Below are 15347 nucleotides of genomic sequence, written 5' to 3'. Positions count from 1 at the left end.
GCGAAAGAGGAAATTTGAGGGCAAGCATGTCTAATCCCGTCCTGGTCGAAGTAACTCGCGGAAATCTAGTCGAAAGCCGCCATCGCGGCACGGTCATCGTTGTCGACGGCGACGGCAACACCGTGTTTTCATTGGGCGATACGGACGCTGCCATCTTCCCGCGTTCGGCCTGCAAGGCCATGCAGGCTTTGCCGCTGGTCGAAAGCGGCGCGGCGGACGCCTACGGGTTCGGCGCCAAGGCGCTGGCGCTCGCCTGTGCTTCGCATTCCGGCGAGCCGGAACATGTCGCGCTTGCGGCTGAAATGCTGGCGGCGGCCGGTCGGGATGTCGATGCGCTCGAATGCGGCGCGCACTGGTCCTTCGACCAGAAGACCTTGATCGGGCAGGCGCGTTCGATCGAGGGGCCGAGCGCCTTGCACAACAATTGTTCCGGCAAGCATGCGGGCTTCGTCTGCGCCTGCTGTCATTCGGGCACGGAGGTTCGCGGCTATGTCGGGTACGACCATCCGATCCAGCAGGAAATCCGCGGCGTCATGGAAAGCCTGACGGGTGCAATCCTTGCACGCGACAATTGCGGGGTCGACGGCTGCTCGATCCCGACCTATGCCGTGCCCTTGAACGGGCTTGCCCATGGCTTCGCCAAAATGGCGACGGGGGCAGGGCTTGCGGCCGAGCGGGCGCGCGCTTCCCGGCGGCTGATCGAGGCCTGCATGGCCGAGCCCTTCTACGTCGCGGGTACCAAGCGTGCCTGCACGCGGCTGATGAAGACTGCGCCGGGCCGCATTTTTGCCAAGACCGGCGCCGAAGGCGTCTTCTGTGCGGCGATCCCGGAGAAGGGGATCGGCATCGCGGTCAAATGCGAAGACGGGACGACGCGCGCCGCCGAGGCGATGGTGACCGCGACGCTTGCGCGGTTCTTCGCCGATGATCCTCAGGTCCAAAGGGCGCTGATGGCACAAGCCAACCATTCAATGCGCAACTGGAACGGCATCCATGTGGGCGACGTGCGCGTGACGGACGCTCTTTCCGCCTAGGCAATTCCAGGAAAAGTGCGTAGCGGTTTTCCATCCGGAATTGCGTAAGTTCAATGATCTAGGCAACGATCAAAGCCGTGCAATCACGATAGGGCGACAGGGCTTCGGCAGGCGTCTCCGCGTGCACGATGAGCCCGGCAAGTTCGCTGACGCTCATGATGCGGTAAGGAGAGGCTGCGCCGAACTTCTCAGGAGTTGCGAGCACGTAGGTGTCCGCCGCCTGGTCGGCGATCGCGCGCTTGATCGCCGTCTCCTCGTAGTCTCCGGTCGAAAGCCCCTGCGCCGGATGAATGGCGGTAACCCCAAGGAAAAAGATATCGACGCGGATCTGTTCGATCGCGACGAACGCTGTCGCGCCGGTGGCCACCATTGAATGCTTGTAGAGCCGGCCGCCGATCAGGATCACTTCGGCGTCGTGATGCTCGAACTCCGCGGCGATCGTCGGGCTGTGCGTGATGATCGTTACCTGCATATCCCGCGGCAAGGCACGAGCGATTTCGGCATTGGTCGTGCCGCCGTCCAGAAAGACCGTTTGCCCGGGTCTGACGAGGTCAGCCGCTCGTCGTCCGAGCCGGCGCTTGATGTCGCTGGCGATCGCCTGGCGTGCGGCGAAATCCGGGAGCGGCGGCGCCAGAGGCAGGGCTCCGCCGTGAACCCGCCTGAGCAGGCCCTCTACCGCCATTTCCCTGAGGTCGCGGCGGATCGTGTCTTCAGAAAGCCCGAGTTCGTCCGCAAGCGTCTTGGCGACAATTTGCCCATCGCGGGCAAGCCTTGCCGAGATCATCGCCCGTCTTTGCGTCGTCAGCATCGATTCCTCCTTGATTCATTCACGATATTGCACGAAATATCACGATACTCCAGGAATATCAGGAAAATTCGTGTAATAACGTGGAGGATGGCTATGTTGATTCTCATTGCGGGCCCCTATCGCTCGGGCACGGGTGACGACCCGGCGAAAATGGCGGAAAATTTGGAGCGTCTAGAGGAGCCGTCCTATGCGCTCTTCAAGGCCGGGCACGTGCCAATGATCGGGGAATGGGTGGCCTTGCCCGTGTGGCATGCCGCCGGCGGAAGCCGAGTGGGCGACGACCTTTATGAGGAGATCTTCCATCCCGTTGCCCACCGTCTGCTTGCGCTCTGCGACGCAGTCCTGCGGTTGCCGGGCGAGTCCAAAGGCGCGGACAACGATGTGCGCATCGCCCGCGAGCGCGGCATTCCAGTCTACTACCGGCTCGAAGACGTGCCGGGCTGTGCGGGAACGGTAGCCGCGTGATATGGAAGGGTGGGGCGGATTGCGACAGGCCGGGCGTTCAGAGGCCTTGTAAACAGCAGCAATTTCATTTTCTCTGCTGGCGAACTTGCGGCACCGCGCCGCAACACCATCACGGGAGGCAGAATGATGCTGAAACTGTTTTACGCGCCCGGAACCTGTTCGCTCGCCTCGCACATCGCGCTCGAGGAGGCCGGAGCGGCCTATGAAGCCCGTCGTGTCGATTTCGCGAAGGCCGAACAGACCACTCCCGAATATCTCGCGATCAATCCGAAGGGACGGGTGCCGGCGCTCGTGACCGACCGCGGGATCCTGACGGAAACGCCGGCAATCCTCGCCTATGTCGCCCAGAGTTTTCCCGAGAAGCGGCTTGCTCCCCTCGACGATCCGTTCGAGTTTGCAAGGCTGCAGTCGTTCCTGAGTTATCTCTGCTCGACGGTGCACGTCGCTCATGCCCATGCTCGGCGCGGCCCGAGATGGGCGGACGATCCGGCGGCGCATGAGGCAATGAAGGCCAAGGTGCCGCAGAACATGGGCGATTGCTTCGCGCTGATCGAAAGCAAGATGTTTGCCGGCCCCTTTGTGATGGGCGAGAACTATACGATCGCTGATCCCTATCTCTTCACGATCGCCAATTGGCTGGAGGGCGATGGTGTCGATCCGGGGCGCTTCCCGAAAGTTCTCGACCACCGCAACCGCATGGTCGCACGGCCGGCCGTTGCCAAGGTCCTCGCTGCGGTACAGGCCTAATTTCAGGAGAAGTGTGTAACGGCTTTCGAGCGGCCGAATTTCAAGTTCAGTTCGACTTGGCGTCGAAGCGGCTTGCAAGGCGCCTCGGCGCCTTTTCCCGCCAGGCGGCGATCAGTCTTTGCGTCAATGCTTCGTCGTCGATTGGGGCGAGTCTCACCAACATCGCCGGCCAGCCTTTGTAGTGATCGGTCTCGAAGAAAAGCGATGGATCGAGTTCCATCAACATCTCCTTTTCTTCGAGCGCGCACATGACCACCAGCGTGTGCGGGTCTTTCATCCGGACAAAGCTCTTGCCTTTGACGAGCAGCGCCGGCGTCCCGTAGGACGTGCCGACCGTCGTTTCCGGGAGTCCTGCCGCCTCCGTCAGCCGCCGCACGCGCTCGAAGGAGCGTTCGAGATCATCGCTCATGTCTCACCATCGCCTCTGCGTTGCGCTATCGCAGTGCGGCCAAAGATACCTTCAGATCAGGCGCAGTCGCAATGTTCGCCGGCAGCGCGCGGCCATGGCCAGCCGGGAAACGGCAGATCGGCCAGTTCGCGTTCGTCCATGCGGGCGACGTCCGGATGCTGCAGCGGATCGCGCTGCCAATTGAGCAATGTTTCGACTCGATTGCCTGGGTTCGATGCGGCACGGTTGAATATCGATAGAATCTTCAGCATGGCGGATCATCCTTTCGATGCTCCTGAGCATCCGCCCGTTGCGGCAAGATTTCAATTGAGATTGCCGGCGACGCGGTTTAGAAAAACTATATGCGGGAGCTGAATGCCATCCATCTCAATGGCCTGCGCGCGGTCGAAGCGGCCGGGCGGCTAGGCTCGCTGGCGAGTGCCGCGGAAGAACTCGGCGTCACCACCGGCGCCGTCAGCCAGCAGATTACCAAGACGGAAGCGCAACTCGGCCGCATACTGTTCGAGCGCACCTCGCGCGGGCTCGTCGCCACGGACTTCGGACGCCTGTTCCTCGCGCGTCTGTCAAGCGCTTTCGGCGAACTTGCCGATACGGTGGCATCGGCGCGTCGCCGCGATGAATCGGTGCTGACGATCTCAGTGGCCCCGGTTTTCGCAGCCCGGTGGCTGGTCTACCGATTGAACCGTTTTGCCGAGCGGCATCCGGATATCCGGCTGAGGATCGATGCGACGACGACCCTCGTGAACCTCGACACTTCCGACGTGGATGTCGGCATCCGCGTTGGCACTGGTGACTGGCCGGGTGTGCATGCCGAACTCCTGTTGGAACAGGAGATCTTCCCCGTCTGCTCGCCGAGCATGGCTGGAGACCTGCGCGCGCCTGCAGATATTCTAAATCTGCCGGCGGTGATCGACGGTCACTCGATGTTCACTTGGGAAGTGTGGTTGAAGGAGGCCGGCCTGTCGGGCTCCGAGATGGCCGTGCGCCACACGTTCAACGAAGCCTCGCTCGCACTCGATGCAACGATTGCCGGCCAGGGCGTCATGCTCGCTTGGCAAACCCTTGCCGGTTATGCCGTGACCGAAGGCAGTCTCGTTGCGCCATTTGGTATCCGGGCGAAGACTGGCTTCGGCCATTATTTCGTGCATTCGCGATCCCGGCGCGAGAGCAAGGCCGCCGCGGCTTTCAAGCGCTGGGTGCGCGATGAGGTCGAAGAGGGAATGCGGCTGCTCGACGCCAAGGTTTCGAGCTATCTCGGCAAGTGAGCGCAAGCAATTCCAGGAAAAGTGTGTAACGGTTCTCCGTCCGGGTCGCGTCAAATGACGAAGCTCGGCGATCCTATTCCGGCTCCTTCAGGCGCTCCTCCATCATGGCGATGAAGCAGGGGCGCGACTGGCAACGCGCAAGCCACGCCTTGATGCGCGGATGCCGGTCGAACAGCGCGGTCTGGGTCATCGTGTAGCGGAAGACCTCGGCGAGGTTGAGATCGGCGACGGTGAAGCGGTTGCCGACGACGTAATCGCAGTTATCGAGGTGCGCTTCGATAACCGCGAAGGCTTTCTGAAGTGACTTGGCGCAAGCAGCAATGCGCGCTTGACCCTCGGGCGTGTCCTCGATGCTGTTGTCATAAGCGAGAACGATCTTGACCGCATGCGGCTCCACCTCCGTCGCCGCCCACATCGTCCAATTGCCCATCTGTCCGTCCTCGCGGAGATCGGCCGGCGCGAGAGGACCGCCATATTTGCGCGCGAGATAGAGATTGTTGGCGAGTGACTCCGTCAGGACCAGACCGTCGTCATCGATAGCGGGGATGAGGCCCATCGGATTGATCGCGAGATAGCTCGGCGACCTGGTGTTGAGCGGTGCATCGGCAGCGAGCGGATCGGCGACGCGGCGCGCCTGAATCACCGGTACGGACGTGAAGGGAATGCCAAGCTCGCGCGCCATCCAGTAGTTGCGCGATGCGCGCGAACGATAAACTCCGTAAATTGTCAGCATTCTGGCTTCCTCCCGACCGTTGTGATGCGCATTCAATAGGCGATCGCCGGGGCCGGCAGAAGCGTCCTCGGTTGATGTCGCTCATGAAATCTCTTGATGAAACGCAGCCCCTGCGCTCGTTCGGGTCGTAACTGTTCCGGCGACCGTGCCCAGCATGCAACCTTTGGACGCTTTTTTCCGCAAAATTTAGAGAAGCATAACCTCTATTAGCTAGACCGGAGACCGGATCGATCCGCAATATGTTGGCGTTGCTCTTCCGGAGGCTTTGCTTGGCAAGGAAAACGTCCCGCAATACCCGCTATGCCGCCCTCAATGCCGGAGACAACGTGGAGACGCGCCGGCTGATCGACGCCGGCAATCGGCTGGCGGACGAGGTGGCGCGCATTTTTCCTTCCGAGCCTGACATAGCCGATCGCCACTATTGGCTGGAGACGATGATCAATCACGTCCCGGACTATATTTTTGCCAAAGACACAAAGGGCCGCTTTCTCATCGCCAATGAGGTCACCGTCGCAGACAACGGGCTTACGAGTCTTCAGGATCTCGTCGGCAAGACGGATTTCGACCTGCACCCGGCGAAGGCCGCCCAGGCGATCGCCGACGTGGAACAGCGCGTGATCGAGACCGGCGAACCGATCTTCGGGATAGAGGAGCGCGCGATCGTCACGAAGGGGCGCGATCGCTGGTTGATGACATCCAAGGTGCCGCTGCGCAACAAGAGTGGCAAGATCGTCGGCGTTGTCGGCGTTTCGCGTGATATCAGCGATCGAAAAGCGGCGGAGCGCCTGCTCGAAGGTCAGGCGCGGCTGCTGGAGATGATCGCAAAGGGCAAGCCGCTCGATCAGTTCTTCACCGACCTCATCTTGCTGATCGAATTGCTGCTGCCAGGCACCAAGGGTTCCATCCTGTTTCTCTCCGAGGACGGGCGGCATCTTCTGCATGGCGCTGCCCCGAGCCTGGACGAGGTGTTTTGTGCCACGATCCATGGAGTCGAGATCGGTCCGAGGGTCGGTTCGTGTGGAACGGCCGCCTGGCGCGGCGAGCAGGTAATCGTTGCGGACGTGTTCGCCGATCCGTTGTGGGAAGGCTACACCGATGTTGTGAAGCCCTACGGCTTCCGTTCCTGCTGGTCGACGCCGATTCACGCTCACGACCGCAAGGTGCTCGGAACTTTCGCGCTCTATTCCGAGGAGGCCGGCGTCCCGAGCGAGCAGCAGAAGGAGCTGATCGCCACGGCGACGTATCTCGCCGGAATCGCGATCGAACGCAAACGAGCCGAAGACCGAATAAGCTTCATGGCGCATCACGATGCGCTGACGGGCCTTCCCAATCGCGTCCTGTTCGAGGAGCAGGTGGCCGGCATGATCGAGGCGATTCGCGGACGCGACCAGTGGGCAGTGCTCGCCTTTCTGGACCTCGACAATTTCAAGCTCATCAATGACAGTCTCGGGCATACGGCCGGCGACGAGTTGCTGAAGGCGGTTTCCGCGCGCATGCGCGCGGCAGTGCGCAAGTCCGACATGGTCGTACGGGTCGGCGGCGACGAGTTCATACTGCTCCTCAACGGCGTGCCGACGGAGCGCGACGTCGTCCTGTCGCGCCTCGAGGAAATCCGCGCGGCCATTGCCGCGCCGGTACAACTCAGCGGCCGCAGCCTGCGGGTGACTTGCAGTATGGGCGTCGCCTGCTTTCCCAATCAGGGCCGGACCGTCAGCGAATTGCTTGCCAATGCCGATGCCGCGATGTACCGCGCCAAGGAGCTCGGGCGCAACAACCTGCAGGTCTTCACCGAAGAGATGGCGGCCAAGGCGCATGAGAAGCTCTTGCGGCAGGAGGAACTGCGGGAGGCGATCGCCCGCGACGAATTTTTTCTGCATTTCCAACCGCAGATGAACCTTGCAAGCGGCCGCATCTTCGCGGCAGAGGCATTGTTGCGCTGGCAGCACCCGGTGCAAGGGGTGATTTCGCCCGGTGCCTTTATCCCGCTGGCGGAGGAAACCGGCCTGATCGTGCCGATTGGCGATTGGGTTCTGAAAACCGCATGCCGTCAGTGCAAGGCTTGGCAGGAAGCCGGCCTACCGCCGCTGATCATCAGCGTCAATGTCTCCGCCCGACAGTTCCTGGAGCGCAACTGGGCGACCCGCGTGGCGGCGGTGCTTGCGGAAACCGGCCTGGAGGCTCGCTATCTCGAACTCGAACTGACCGAGAGCCTGATCATGCAGGATGTGCCCGGCGCGATCGCGACGATGCACGAGTTGGAGGCGATCGGCGTGCACCTTGCAATCGACGACTTCGGGACGGGCTATTCGAGCCTCAGCGCTCTTAAGCGATTCCCGGTGCAACGGCTGAAGATCGACCGCTCGTTCGTCGAGGACGTTCCTGCCGACGACGACGACAAGGCCATCACCTCGGCGATCATTTCGCTCGCGCAGAATCTTGGCCTGCGGGTCATCGCCGAAGGCGTGGAAACGGAGGCGCAGGTCGATTTCCTGCGGCAAAGCGGTTGTGATGAGATCCAGGGCTATTTCTTCAGCCCGCCGCTTGTCGCCCGTGATTTCGAGGCGCTGCTTGGCCAGCCCGGGCTCCACGCGGACGGTATCTGAGTGGCGGTGGTGGCGGTGGCGTGGCTTGCGGAGTACGATGCCGCGATTGTGATTGGAAGTTTGCTGACATAAGTTTCGTTCCAGCCGTAGATGCGGTGACCGACGGAGAGGCGAGGGAAAATTAAGACCATTCCGCTTACATTCCGACTTGAGAATAGACCGCGATGATTTTGGTTCCAGGATGATCGTGATCCACAGCGCCGCGTGTCTTTTGAGACGCGCAAAGGTCGCTGTAGCACTTTGAATCGCTGCATGATTTTCTCCTCAAATCGATTCCGATTTGAGGAATCATGCAGTAGGTCTGGCCCCGGAGCGGGGAGGTGTGAGTCGCGGATGCGGATCGCGCCCCTTCTGCTCGCATACAACCTGCTAGAGTTCGATGCCTCCCATCTTTTCCCGCCGCCAATTTCTTCGAACATCCGCACTCGCAATCGCTTCGACCGGGCTTGCGAGTTGCACGTCGTCGATGAACACCGACCGCTTCCGTCAGCAAACCATGCCGGTTTACCGCAATCCGGCGCTGGAGGGACGCTGGATCGATCCGCGTACCGGAGCTTTGCTGGAAGGGCCCGTCGAGGAAGCGGCACTGCCGACCGGCCTGCCGCCGCAGGACCCTTACTACTCGCAAATCTATGGCGCAGTGGACGATGGCGGCTATCTGGTCCCGGCGGTGCCTTATCAGCAGATCGACGCTCGATTTTACCGTCAGGAAGTCGACGACCCGTTCGGCGAGCAGCCGGGCACCATCGTGGTCGACACCGCCGATCGCTTTCTCTATCTGGTCCAGCCGGGCGGAAGGGCCATGCGGTACGGCGTCGGCCTCGGTCGTGAGGGCTTCGCCTGGTCGGGACGAGGCGTCATTCAGTGGAAGCAGAAGTGGCCGCGCTGGACGCCGCCGGGTACGATGATCGAACGCCAGCCGGAGCTCGCCCGCTACTCGGAAAGCGCAGGCGGCATGCAGCCCGGCTTGAACAATCCGCTCGGCTCACGCGCGCTCTATATCTTCCAGAACGGCCAGGACACCTTGTATCGCGTACACGGCACGCCGGAGTGGCAATCTATCGGCAAGGCTGTTTCCTCCGGCTGTGTGCGCATGCTCAACCAGGATGTGATGGATCTCTACGACCGCGTCCGCGGCAAGGCGCCGATCCTCGTGATCTGATGCATGTCGCCCAAAAGTGTGCAGCGGTTCTGGGACAACGACGTGCATAAAAGCAATGACCTACTGCATGATTCCTTAAATCGGAATCGATTTAAGGACAAAATCATGCAGCGATTCAAGTTGTTACAGCGACCTTAGCGCGTCCGATTGGATGCGCGGCGCTGTAATGTGCGTCGCATGTGCCCGATTGAACGCGACGCGCTTTAGAGCAATTCCAGCCAGCTGGTCAGTTTTCCTGCTGACTGCTGGTCAGTCGTTGGGTCAGGCGCTGCAGCGCCTCGCGCAACTCGCGGACCTCCTCCAGGGTGCATCCGGTCGCCTTGCTGATGTCGGCGAGGATGACGAAGGCTTCCGCCTTCAGCTTCCGCCCCTTTTCCGTCAGGCTGACGATCACCTGCCGCTCGTCTTCGCGATCGCGGAGCCGGCTCACGTAGCCGGCGGCTTCCAGCCGCTTCAACAGGGGGGAAAGCGTGCCGGAATCGAGGCCCATTTCCTCGCCGATGCGTTTCACCGTCATCTTGTCATGTTGCCAGAGCGCGAGCAGTACGAGGTATTGTGGATAGGTGAGGCCAAAGCGGTCAAGCAGCGGCTTATAGGTGCGGTTGAAGGCGTGTCCGGCCGAATAGACCGCGAAACACAGTTGCTGGCCCAGCGTCAGCATCTCATCGGATATTGCCTCAAATTTTGCCGGCTTAGTCGTCATGATCGCATTGTCGCAAATTCACGGCCAAAATGCAATTTGCAAAATTAATTTGCGTGCAATTTAATTTTGCGATATGGAATACGTGTTGACAATGATCATCCCAAGGAGACTGCCATGCCTATCCTCTATCGCACCACCGCCGCCGCGACTGGCGGCCGCGCCGGCCAGGCCAAGAGCGCCGATGGCGTCCTCGACATTTCCCTCACTGTTCCGAAGGAGCTTGGTGGCGACGGCGCCCGCGGCACCAATCCGGAGCAGCTCTTCGCTGCCGGTTATTCCGCCTGCTTCCTCGGCGCGCTGAAATTCGTTGCCGGCAAGGAAAAGGTAAAACTTCCGGAAGACACGAAAGTGACAGGCACGGTCGGGATCGGCCCGCGCGACGACGGCACGGGCTTCTACATCGATGCGGCGCTTGAGATCACTTCGCCCGGCGTGGACAAGGCCGTCCTTGAGGACCTGGTGCAGAAGGCTCATGTCGTATGCCCCTACAGCCATGCGACCAGGGGCAATGTCGACGTGAAGTTGACGGTGGCTTGAAGCAAAAAGCGAGAGCCTAAATGCACTGAAGCCCGGGCATTCACCCGGGCTTCGAATATTGGCGGCTGCGTCTTTGCAGGCACGCGGACCGAACGAAGGGCCCGGCGCCTCAAGCTTTCTTGAGGAACTCGGTGCGCAGCACCAGCCCCTTGATCTTTTCGACCCGGCATTCGACCTCGTCCGGATCATCGGTCAGGCGAATGCCCTTCACCAGCGTGCCGCGCTTCAGCGTGGTGGAGGTTCCTTTCACCTTCAGATCCTTGGTCAGCGTGACGCTGTCGCCGTCCTTGAGGACGGCGCCGTTCGAATCCTTGACTTCCATCGTCAATCCTTTCTGGGTCGCAAGAATGCAGTCTGGTTCGACCCGCAGGCGCGGGGGCCGCTCGCCTGTTCGCTGCGGTGCTATCGCTTCAGGCTGCCGAGGATGCCGCGCACCAGGGCGCGGCCGACCTGCGTTGCAACCGTGCGGGCAACGGACTTCATCGCCGCCTCGACGATGGTTTCGCGCTGATAGCCGGATGAGCGCGGCCGCGCCTGCTTGCCGGAGGGCGCCGCCGGTTCGTCCTCGCCAAATCCGGGCAGGGTCCAGCGGCTGCCGCCGGACGTCCCTTCTTGAGTCTGTTCTTCCGCCTGTCTTGCGGCCTCGGCCTGTTCGGCAGCCTTCGCGGCGCGCTTGGCGAGCAGCTCGTAAGCCGATTCCCGATCGAAATCCTCGTCATAGAGCCCGCGCACCGGGCTGACATCGATGACCTTCTGCCGTTCGGCCTCCGTCAGCGGACCAAGGCGCGATGCCGGTGGGCGGATCAGGGTCCTCTCGACCATGGAAGGCGAGCCCTTGCCCTCGAGCGTCGAAACCAGCGCTTCGCCGGTGCCGAGATTGGTGATCACCTCGGCACAGTTGAAGTCCGGGTTGGGACGGAAGGTGTCGGCGGCGGTCTTCACCGCCTTCTGTTCGCGCGGCGAATAGGCGCGCAGCGCATGCTGGACACGGTTGCCGAGCTGCGCCAGCACCGTTTCCGGCACATCGAGCGGGTTCTGAGTCACGAAGTAGACGCCGACGCCCTTTGACCGGATCAGGCGCACCACCTGTTCGACGCGCTCGACGAGCACTTTCGGCGCGTCGTTGAAGAGCAGATGCGCTTCGTCGAAGAAGAACACCAGCTTCGGCTTGTCGGGATCGCCGACTTCCGGCAGTTCCTCGAAAAGCTCGGAAAGAAGCCAAAGCAGGAAGGTCGCATAGAGCCTGGGGTTCATCATCAGCTTGTCGGCGGCAAGCACCGAGATCGCGCCGCGCCCGTCATTGGTCGTGCGCATGATGTCGGTAATCTTCAGTGCCGGCTCGCCGAAGAAGTGCTCCGCGCCCTGCTGCTCGAGAATCAGCAGCTCGCGCTGGATCGAGCCGACAGAGGACTTGGAGATGAAGCCGAACTGGTTGGAAAGCTCGCTCGCATTGTCGCCCATGTAATTGAGCAGCGCCTGCAGGTCCTTGAGGTCGAGGAGCGGCAGCCCCCCTTCATCGGCTATCTTGAAGGCGATGTTCAGCACGCCTTCCTGCGCGTCGGTGGCGTTCATCAGGCGCGACAGCAGCAGCGGTCCCATCTCGGACATGGTCGTGCGGACCCTGTGGCCCTTCTCGCCATAGAGGTCCCAGAAGATCACCGGAAACTCCTGGAATTCGTATGGCGTAAGGCCAATTTGCTCAGCACGCTTGAGGAGGAAATCCTTCGGTTCGCCGATCGCGCCGATGCCGGAAAGGTCGCCTTTCACGTCGGCGCAGAAGACCGGAACGCCGGCATTGGAAAATCCTTCCGCGAGGATCTGCAGCGTCACAGTCTTGCCGGTGCCGGTTGCGCCGGTGATCAACCCGTGGCGGTTGCCGAATTTCAGCTCCAGATATTCGCCCTTGTTGATCGAATCGTCCGGCTTGCGGCTGGTTCCGATATAGAGCTTGCCTTCTTGCAGCATGTGGGCCTGGTCTCCGTTTTGCCAATCAAAGCGGGCGTTTCGTTGCACTGCGCCGTCACCGAAATATCGTGCGTTTCTGTTATAGGCGGTGCAATTGGGCGCGGCAACTGTTGCTCAATCGAGTGCGTTGCCAAGGCCGACGGTCCGTGAAACGATGCACTCGGATATGTGCCTCCGGTGATTTCGGCGGTGGCCGCGATTGCGTCGTGAGCCGTTCGCTGCCGCTTGTTATTTCGGAAACGATCATTTACCTAGACGTCAACGTCAAAATTCAAACGAGGAGATTTCCATGAGTGAGCTGGTCACCCGGGTGGCGGAAAACGTCGGCATCGAATCTGCAACGGCTGAGAAGGCGGTTGGCATGATTCTCGGCTTCCTGCAGCGCGAAGCGGCGGAAGGTCCGGTTGCCAGGATGATCGAAGCCATTCCCGGCGCCCCCGAATTGGTCGCCCAGTACAATGGCGAGGGCAGCAACGGTGGCGGTCTGCTCGGCGGTTTGATGTCGGCAATCGGTGGCGGCGGAGTCATGGCACTCGGCCAGCAGTTGATGAGCCAGGGCCTCGGCATGGGCGAGATCACCTCACTTGCCAAGGAAACGATTGCTTTCGCCAAGGAAAAAGCGGGTGACGAAGTCGTCGATGAAGTCGTCGCCTCCGTTCCGGGCCTCAGCCAGTTCGTCTGATCGGTTCGGTCCGCATACGACAGCACCCGACGGAAATGATCCGGCGGGTGCTTTGATTTTGCCTGATCGCGAGCGCCGCGAGGCGGTCGCTCAGGCCGCCTTATCCCATTCCGGCGCGAGACCCGCCGGGCTGACGATACGGCCATCCGGGCGAGCAAGCGTGCGGATCGCCACCATTTCCTCCGGCGTCAGCGCAAAATCGAAGATTGCGTAGTTTTCCTTGAGCCGAGACTCCGTCGCAGTCTTCGACAAAGTGATCACGTCCTTCTGCTGCACCAGCCAGCGCAAAGCCACCTGAGCCGCCGTCTTGCTGTGGCGCGCACCGATATCCTTGAGCAAGGGATCGGAGGGCACCTTGCCATTGGCCATGGCATAATAGGCGGTGAGCGACATGCCCAGCCGACGGGCGGCTTGCAGGACCTTGGTCTGGTCGAGATAGGGGTGATATTCGACCTGATTGGTCGCTATCGGCGCATCGCTGAGCAGGACTGCTTCTTCCATCTGCGCGATGTTGAAATTGCTGACGCCGATATGGCGCACCTTGCCAGCCTTATGCACCTCGTTCAGTGCGCCGATGCGCTCGGCCATCGGCACGTCGCTGCCCGGCCAGTGGAGGAGGAGAAGATCAACGTAGTCCGTCTTCAGCTTTTTCAGGCTCTCGTCGACGGAGGCGAGGAAGGCCTGGTGGCGATAATTGTCGACCCAGACCTTCGTGGTCAGAAAAATGTCCGAGCGCCGAACGTCCGACTTGTGGATCACTTCGCCGACTTCCGCCTCGTTGCCGTAGATCTGCGCCGTGTCGACATGATGGAAGCCGAGTTTCAGCGCTTCGGGCAGGACGCGAAGGACGTCGGCGCCGGGCATGCGGAAGGTGCCGAACCCGAGGGCGGGAATATTGGCGCCGTTGGAATTGACTGCGTGCATGGAAAAGCTCCTGGGCTTGGAGAGGCCCGGCAAGGTGCCGGGCGAATGAGACATTCTATACTTGTGGTGGCGGGGCGAAGGTTCAAGCCGGCTGTTCGAAGAGAACTGTGCGCCGGTCGAGCGCGCCGCTCCACAACGTCAGAACCAGGGCGACGGCAACCAGCATTGCGCCGACGAAGGGTGTCGAACCGAGACCAAGCGGCGAAGATACCACAAGCCCACCGAGCCAGGCGCCGACTGCAATGCCGAGATTGAAGGCGGCGATGTTGAGCGCCGAGGCGACGTCGACGGCGCCAGGGCGGTGCTGCTTGGCAAGCTGCACGACATAGAGCTGCAGGCCGGGCACATTGGCGAAGGAGAGAAAGCCGAGTGCTGCCAGTGTGACCAGCGTCAGTACCGGAGAGGGGGCAGTGAAGGTGAAGAGCACGAGTACGGCTGCCTGGGCGACAAAGAGGCCGATCAGTGCCCTTACCGGATCGCGGTTGGCAATCTTTCCCCCGATGACATTACCGATCGCGATGGCGATGCCATAAAGAACCAGGATGAGGCTGACGCTGCCTTCGGAGAAGCCGGTTATTTCCTGCAGGATCGGTGCGAGGTACGTGAAGGCGACGAAGGTGCCGCCATAGCCGAGAGCGGTCATGGCAAAGACGATCAGCAGGCGGCCGGATCCAAGCACGCGAACCTGATCGACGAGACGTGCCGCGGCGGCCTTGCTCAACGTATTCGGCAGCAGGGCGGCGATGCCGATAAAGGCAACGACGCCGAGCGCGGTGACCGCCCAGAACGTGGCCCGCCAGCCGAAGGTCTGACCGATATAGGTGCCAAGCGGCACGCCGGTAACAATTGCGACCGTCAGCCCCATGAACATCATCGCGATTGCCGAAGCGCGGCGATCTTCTGGCACGAGATCGGCGGCAATCGTCGAGCCGACGGAGAAAAAGACGCCATGTGCGAAGGCCGACAGGACCCGTGCGACGAGCAGCAATTCGTAGCTCGGCGCAAGTGCTGCGGCGGCATTGCCGATGATGAAGAGGGCCATCAGACCGAGGAGCAAGGGCTTGCGCTCAATCCGACCGGTGAGCGCCGTCAGCACCGGCGCGCCGAAAGTGACGCCGAGTGCATAAACGCTGACGATGAGGCCGGCGAGCGGCAGGGAGATGTGAAGATCGGAGGCGACTGTCGGCAGCAGGCCAACGATCACGAACTCCGTGGTTCCGATCGCATAGGCCGCGATCGTCAAGGCAAAGAGAGCGATGGGCATAGAAATACCTTCCCCGCCCGCATGCGATACGGGCTGAGCTTTGCGG

17 protein-coding genes are annotated in these 15347 nt (G+C 61.5%); 8 read left to right on the top strand and 9 right to left on the bottom strand.

Annotation, left to right across the window (positions count from 1 at the left end):
• Positions 1–26: 26 nt before the first annotated feature.
• Complete coding sequence (locus GHK62_RS27780) at positions 27–1034, top strand: asparaginase (RefSeq protein WP_153442165.1); 1008 nt, start codon at positions 27–29, stop codon at positions 1032–1034.
• Positions 1035–1092: 58 nt separating this feature from the next.
• Here GHK62_RS27780 and GHK62_RS27775 read toward each other — a convergent pair whose 3' ends face one another.
• Entirely contained in the window at positions 1093–1842 is a 750-nt protein-coding gene (locus GHK62_RS27775) for a DeoR/GlpR family DNA-binding transcription regulator (protein ID WP_153442164.1), read from the bottom strand.
• Between the two features lie 93 nt (positions 1843–1935).
• Here GHK62_RS27775 and GHK62_RS27770 point away from each other — a divergent pair, with 93 nt between their 5' ends.
• Both GHK62_RS27770 and GHK62_RS27765 read left to right on the top strand, forming a co-directional pair.
• Positions 1936–2307, top strand: a complete 372-nt coding sequence (locus tag GHK62_RS27770; RefSeq protein ID WP_153442163.1) for a DUF4406 domain-containing protein — start codon at positions 1936–1938, stop codon at positions 2305–2307.
• Positions 2308–2433: 126 nt separating this feature from the next.
• Positions 2434–3054, top strand: coding sequence for a glutathione S-transferase family protein (locus GHK62_RS27765; protein WP_153442162.1), 621 nt, complete (start codon positions 2434–2436; stop codon positions 3052–3054).
• 46 nt (positions 3055–3100) lie between these two features.
• On the opposite strand, the gene GHK62_RS27760 is transcribed toward GHK62_RS27765, so the two are convergent.
• Both GHK62_RS27760 and GHK62_RS27755 read right to left on the bottom strand, forming a co-directional pair.
• Complete coding sequence (locus GHK62_RS27760) at positions 3101–3463, bottom strand: MmcQ/YjbR family DNA-binding protein (RefSeq protein WP_153442161.1); 363 nt, start codon at positions 3461–3463, stop codon at positions 3101–3103.
• Between the two features lie 56 nt (positions 3464–3519).
• Positions 3520–3714 (bottom strand): hypothetical protein, encoded by a 195-nt coding sequence (locus tag GHK62_RS27755; RefSeq protein ID WP_153442160.1) that lies wholly within the window; start codon positions 3712–3714, stop codon positions 3520–3522.
• Positions 3715–3804: 90 nt separating this feature from the next.
• Here GHK62_RS27755 and GHK62_RS27750 point away from each other — a divergent pair, with 90 nt between their 5' ends.
• Complete coding sequence (locus GHK62_RS27750) at positions 3805–4728, top strand: LysR substrate-binding domain-containing protein (protein WP_153442159.1); 924 nt, start codon at positions 3805–3807, stop codon at positions 4726–4728.
• A 73-nt stretch (positions 4729–4801) separates the two neighbouring features.
• Here GHK62_RS27750 and GHK62_RS27745 read toward each other — a convergent pair whose 3' ends face one another.
• Complete coding sequence (locus tag GHK62_RS27745; protein ID WP_153442158.1) at positions 4802–5461, bottom strand: glutathione S-transferase family protein; 660 nt, start codon at positions 5459–5461, stop codon at positions 4802–4804.
• Between the two features lie 269 nt (positions 5462–5730).
• On the opposite strand from GHK62_RS27745, the gene GHK62_RS27740 reads away from it, so the two are divergent.
• Both GHK62_RS27740 and GHK62_RS27735 read left to right on the top strand, forming a co-directional pair.
• Entirely contained in the window at positions 5731–8064 is a 2334-nt protein-coding gene (locus tag GHK62_RS27740) for an EAL domain-containing protein (protein WP_153442157.1), read from the top strand.
• A gap of 379 nt (positions 8065–8443) precedes the next feature.
• Positions 8444–9226, top strand: a complete 783-nt coding sequence (locus GHK62_RS27735; RefSeq protein ID WP_153442156.1) for a L,D-transpeptidase family protein — start codon at positions 8444–8446, stop codon at positions 9224–9226.
• A 226-nt stretch (positions 9227–9452) separates the two neighbouring features.
• Here the strand turns inward: GHK62_RS27735 and GHK62_RS27730 are convergent, their stop codons facing one another.
• Positions 9453–9929, bottom strand: coding sequence for a MarR family winged helix-turn-helix transcriptional regulator (locus GHK62_RS27730; RefSeq protein ID WP_153442155.1), 477 nt, complete (start codon positions 9927–9929; stop codon positions 9453–9455).
• A 114-nt stretch (positions 9930–10043) separates the two neighbouring features.
• On the opposite strand from GHK62_RS27730, the gene GHK62_RS27725 reads away from it, so the two are divergent.
• A complete protein-coding gene (locus GHK62_RS27725; protein WP_153442154.1) occupies positions 10044–10466 on the top strand; it encodes an organic hydroperoxide resistance protein in 423 nt (140 codons plus the stop codon).
• A gap of 109 nt (positions 10467–10575) precedes the next feature.
• Here GHK62_RS27725 and GHK62_RS27720 read toward each other — a convergent pair whose 3' ends face one another.
• Both GHK62_RS27720 and GHK62_RS27715 read right to left on the bottom strand, forming a co-directional pair.
• Complete coding sequence (locus GHK62_RS27720) at positions 10576–10788, bottom strand: alkylphosphonate utilization protein (protein WP_153442153.1); 213 nt, start codon at positions 10786–10788, stop codon at positions 10576–10578.
• 80 nt (positions 10789–10868) lie between these two features.
• The gene (locus GHK62_RS27715; protein ID WP_153442152.1) at positions 10869–12431 is read right to left on the bottom strand and encodes a helicase HerA-like C-terminal domain-containing protein; all 1563 of its coding nucleotides are present in this window, start codon (positions 12429–12431) and stop codon (positions 10869–10871) included.
• Positions 12432–12720: 289 nt separating this feature from the next.
• On the opposite strand from GHK62_RS27715, the gene GHK62_RS27710 reads away from it, so the two are divergent.
• Positions 12721–13113 carry a hypothetical protein gene (locus GHK62_RS27710; RefSeq protein WP_153442151.1) on the top strand — a complete coding sequence of 131 codons (393 nt, stop codon included), beginning with the start codon at positions 12721–12723 and terminating at the stop codon, positions 13111–13113.
• A gap of 90 nt (positions 13114–13203) precedes the next feature.
• Here the strand turns inward: GHK62_RS27710 and GHK62_RS27705 are convergent, their stop codons facing one another.
• Together GHK62_RS27705 and GHK62_RS27700 are read right to left on the bottom strand one after the other, a co-directional pair.
• On the bottom strand, positions 13204–14037 hold the full coding sequence (locus GHK62_RS27705; protein ID WP_153442150.1) for an aldo/keto reductase: 834 nt from the start codon (positions 14035–14037) through the stop codon (positions 13204–13206).
• An 82-nt stretch (positions 14038–14119) separates the two neighbouring features.
• Entirely contained in the window at positions 14120–15301 is a 1182-nt protein-coding gene (locus tag GHK62_RS27700) for an MFS transporter (RefSeq protein ID WP_153442149.1), read from the bottom strand.
• Positions 15302–15347: the final 46 nt, after the last annotated feature.

The sequence above is a fragment of the Sinorhizobium terangae genome (assembly GCF_009601505.1).
Lineage (GTDB): Bacteria > Pseudomonadota > Alphaproteobacteria > Rhizobiales > Rhizobiaceae > Sinorhizobium > Sinorhizobium terangae.
The sequence above is the reverse complement of the archived record's forward strand: the minus strand, read 5'-3'. Positions and strand labels throughout refer to the sequence as shown.